Origin of the sequence: Chryseobacterium sp. 2TAF14 (assembly GCF_052115105.1) — a bacterium.
GTDB lineage: Bacteria > Bacteroidota > Bacteroidia > Flavobacteriales > Weeksellaceae > Chryseobacterium.
Window position 1 is genome coordinate 1 of record NZ_JBFRGA010000238.1, and the last position, 4,104, is coordinate 4,104.

Here is a 4,104-nt window from a genome sequence, read left to right on the forward strand (position 1 = left end):
TTCTTTACATTGGTCGGAATGTAAACATCCAAAACACATCTTTCATTAATATAAACATCAGATTTATTTATTTTTTCATCGTAATAATGAATATTGCTGATCGTTTTATAATCTTGGGCAAAACTTTGGAAAGAAAAAATAGTAAGGAAGAATATTAAAAGGAGTTTTTTCATTTTAAATATTTTGGATTAATTTAATAAAATCCCACAGATTTTCGCAGATGATTTCGTTTAAATTCTATTGTAAATTACAGATTATTATTTGCCACGAATGCACGAATAAATATAATTTCAAACATAAAATTCGTGCATTCGTGGCGATTTTGCACGCAATGATCCGTGAAGATCTGTAGAATCTGTGGGAAAAATCTAAATCTTTGTCAGTTTAGCATATTTCAAGATCAGGTTCTTCTCGYCTTCATGTAAGAAAACTACTTTCGCCTTGATATTTTGCGGATCTGTTCCGTCCAAAAATTTTACTTCTCCGATTCCGAAACGATCGTGTCTTACTTTATCACCCACTTCAATATCCTGCGAAGAAGCTCCGCTCGGATTAATGATTTTTGCCGTACTTACCGGTTTTAGTTTTCTCGGCTCAGCAACCGGTTTATCATTTTCAGTTTTAGAAATTGTTTTCTTTTCAATTTTTTTAAAGCTTCGCATTTCGGAAGGATGCTCGTCAAAAATATTAGAGGTAATCCCGGAATTGTTGATAAATCTCTTCTCAATAGCCGGATTTAAATATTCAATATATTCTCCATCCACTTCACTTAAAAACCGCGAAGGTTCGGCATCCGTAATTTTCCCCCATTGAAAACGGGAAACTGCGTATGAGAAAAACGCCTGTTTTTCGGCTCTCGTTAAAGCTCGGGAGTCTGATCGTCTTTTAAAAATTTAATCAGACCGCTTCGCTTTGCCACTTCCATTGCAACGCTGTAGGCTGTTTCCGTTTTAAGTAAAACCTGAAACGCTTTGATCATCGACCAGAAATCGCTTAGTTTAGTTAAAACGCCATTATTGAATTTCAATTGCGGTGCATAGATTGCCAGATTATCTAACACTTTAGACACCGGAAGGTTTTGCGAATCTGCAAAAACAATCAATTTATTCTGAGTGGTTTCACCGATTCCTCTTGCCGGATAATTGATGATCCTCATCAACGCTTCAGAATCGTTTTCATTCACCAAAAGACGAAGATAACCGAGTAAATCTTTCACTTCTTTTCTTTGATAGAAAGATAAACCTCCGTAAACTTTATACGGAATATTTTTACGCCTCAAAGAGTCTTCGAATGCTCTTGTCTGAGAATTGGTTCGGTATAAAATTGCAAAATCACCGAATTTTTTCTGTTCCCTGTTTCTGAGTTCCCAGATATTTCCGGCAACGAAATTCGCTTCATCTGCATCTGAAAGCGAGCGGTAAATCTTAATTTTTTCACCTTCTTCGTTTTCACTGAAAACATTTTTCTTAAACTGCTGCAGGTTTTTAGCAATCACCACATTTGCGGCATTTACAATATTTTGTGTCGAACGGTAATTCTGTTCCAGAGAAACCGTCACTGCATCCGGATAATCTTTTTTGAAATTTAAAATGTTGTAAATATTTGCACCACGGAAAGAGTAAATTGACTGCGCATCGTCACCAACCACACAAATATTTTCAAATTTTGAAGCTAAAGCTTTTACAATTAAATATTGAGAGTGGTTTGTATCCTGGTACTCGTCTACCAGAATATATCTGAATCTATCCTGATATTTTGCTAAAACTTCCGGAAATCTTGTTAACAATTCATTGGTTTTCAATAATAAATCATCAAAATCCATCGAGCCGTTTTTAAAACATTCCTCAACGTATCTTTTATAAATTTTCCCCATAAATTTCATGTTGGCTTTTTCATCAGCTTCCATTAGTTCAGGATTATTTTCATAAGCTCTTACCGTGATCAGATTGTTTTTGTAATTGGAAATCCTTGCCAATACCTTTTTTGGTTTGTATAAATCTCCATCGATATTCAGATCTTTGATCACTTTTTTAAGTACATTCAAAGCGTCCTGCTGGTCATAAATCGTAAAATTGGAAGGATAACCTAAATAATGGGCTTCACTTCTCAGAATTCTTGCAAAAACAGAGTGAAAAGTTCCCATCCAAAGACTTTTCGCATTGCTTTGTCCTACCACTTTTGCAATACGTTCTTTCATTTCTTTTGCCGCTTTATTGGTAAAGGTTAAAGCTAAAATATTGAAAGGATCCACTCCATTCGTAATCAAATGAGCGATACGCATTGTAAGAACACGCGTCTTTCCGGAACCGGCTCCTGCAAGAACCATCAGTGGTCCCTGTAATGTGGTAACGGCTTCAAATTGTGATTCATTCAGTCCTTTCAAATAATCCTCCATACTGCAAAAAATTTTGGATTACAAAGGTAGGATTTTGGGGTGGGAATGCAAAAGGCTTAAATCAAATTAATTGTCACCGTATTCTTTTGCTGTAATATCCTTCCATTCATTGTTGGTGTATTGATAAACTTTTTTAACGGACTGTCTGTAAGAATTCTCTACGTCATAATTGTATTCCACAAAAACTTTATTTCTGACTTCATTTCTGAAATAGAGTTGAAGCGTATTAAAATTTCTTTCAGGATATTGGTCTATGAGAGTTAGATTTTTTTGATTATTATTGGGAAAATAATAAAACGGTTGCTTGTCTGGCGAATTATCCAGGTAAATTCCAGATTTCTGTCTTTTGGTTTTTTTGTAAATTGTAGTGAGTCTCGAATTTGCATTTTCAGAAGCTTTATTATAAAAAAAATATCCGAAAGTTGCATTTCTTGGAAYGACATTGACGTTAAATTTTTCGTTTATTTTTTTAATGTTTTTCTTGGTCCAGAAAATATAATCATTAAAAACAGGATTTGTTGCTAAACGATCGAAACAGCAACCTAAGCATGGTTCTATGTTGAATTTAGGCGTTGTTATTTTGTAATAATCTTCGATGTAGATAACAAGATTAGGTTTTGTTAATTCGTTTTTATCTAAATCGGTAATGATTTTTTCTGCAAGCTGATCATAATTTACTCCTCTGGATTCTCTAAGCAGCTGACGATACGTTGCAGAATCTTCTTTTTCCATCTTATCACATTCATACGGATCTTTTAATTGTTGAGAAAATACATTTATGGAAGATAATACTGATAAAAATATAATAATAAAAGTCGCATAGTTCAGTTTAAATTCAATTATTTAAGATAATATACTTTTATTTATAAAAAATCATTCTTTTTCAACATTTCAATTAAATTTACCACCAATTGATAAAACAATTTTGATTGATGAACATCTATTGTGCAATCTCTTTCCAGATTTTACCATTATATTCATATCGAATGTCTGAAATCCCACAGGAATGATTACAACTTGCTATAACACGAATTTTAAACGGATCTTCAAAATATAATTCTACGTTAACCAAAGGCGAATTTTTAACATTCAAATTCTTGGAAGCTAATATACTATGGGTATCTTCTCTATAAAATTTAATTAAATAAGTATATAAAGATGTACCTGCAAATTCTTTAATATCAGGAATTAAATCAGGATAGAGTTTTGTAGAAAACATGATGTATTGAAGATCTTTTCTATTATAATAATTTTCCAATGCTTGTTTGTTCCAGAATTTTGAAATAAGAAAATTATATTTCATATACTTCCAGTTCGGACAGCAACCGGGAAGGTCACAATGTATATCCCAATTGATAAATTTGAGATAAAGTGCAAAGTCTTTTATGTTATATTTCTTAAAAAGGGAATCAAATATTTTTTTATTCAGTTGGTTATAAATCTGGTCAATATTTTTATAATCGGATCTCAACTTCACCATTTCCAAGCTATCTATCTGTTCTTCAGCTGTACAATCTCTCAGAGAAGGTTTAGTACATCCATTATGATCTACTAACCCTTGAATTGTGGGGCATTGATCATCTTTATCCAAAATCCCATCGCCATCAGTATCCAGCCAAAGACAACCGTTATTCTCAGAAGATCCAGCAACTTCGGGACAGGCATCATCTTTATCAATGACACCATCTTTATCCTGATCAGACCATGGA

At 33.2% G+C, this 4,104-nt stretch carries 2 protein-coding genes and 1 pseudogene; all 3 read right to left on the reverse strand.

Annotated elements, in window-relative coordinates:
- Window positions 1-368: 368 nt before the first annotated feature.
- A pseudogene (locus AB4Y90_RS16670) lies at window positions 369-2,395 on the reverse strand (ATP-dependent helicase).
- 66 nt (window positions 2,396-2,461) lie between these two features.
- Window positions 2,462-3,127: a hypothetical protein gene (locus AB4Y90_RS16675; RefSeq protein WP_441558695.1), complete on the reverse strand. Its 666-nt coding sequence runs from the start codon at window positions 3,125-3,127 to the stop codon at window positions 2,462-2,464.
- Window positions 3,128-3,335: 208 nt separating this feature from the next.
- On the reverse strand, window positions 3,336-4,104 hold a 769-nt coding region (locus AB4Y90_RS16680), incomplete at its 5' end, for a thrombospondin type 3 repeat-containing protein (protein ID WP_441558696.1).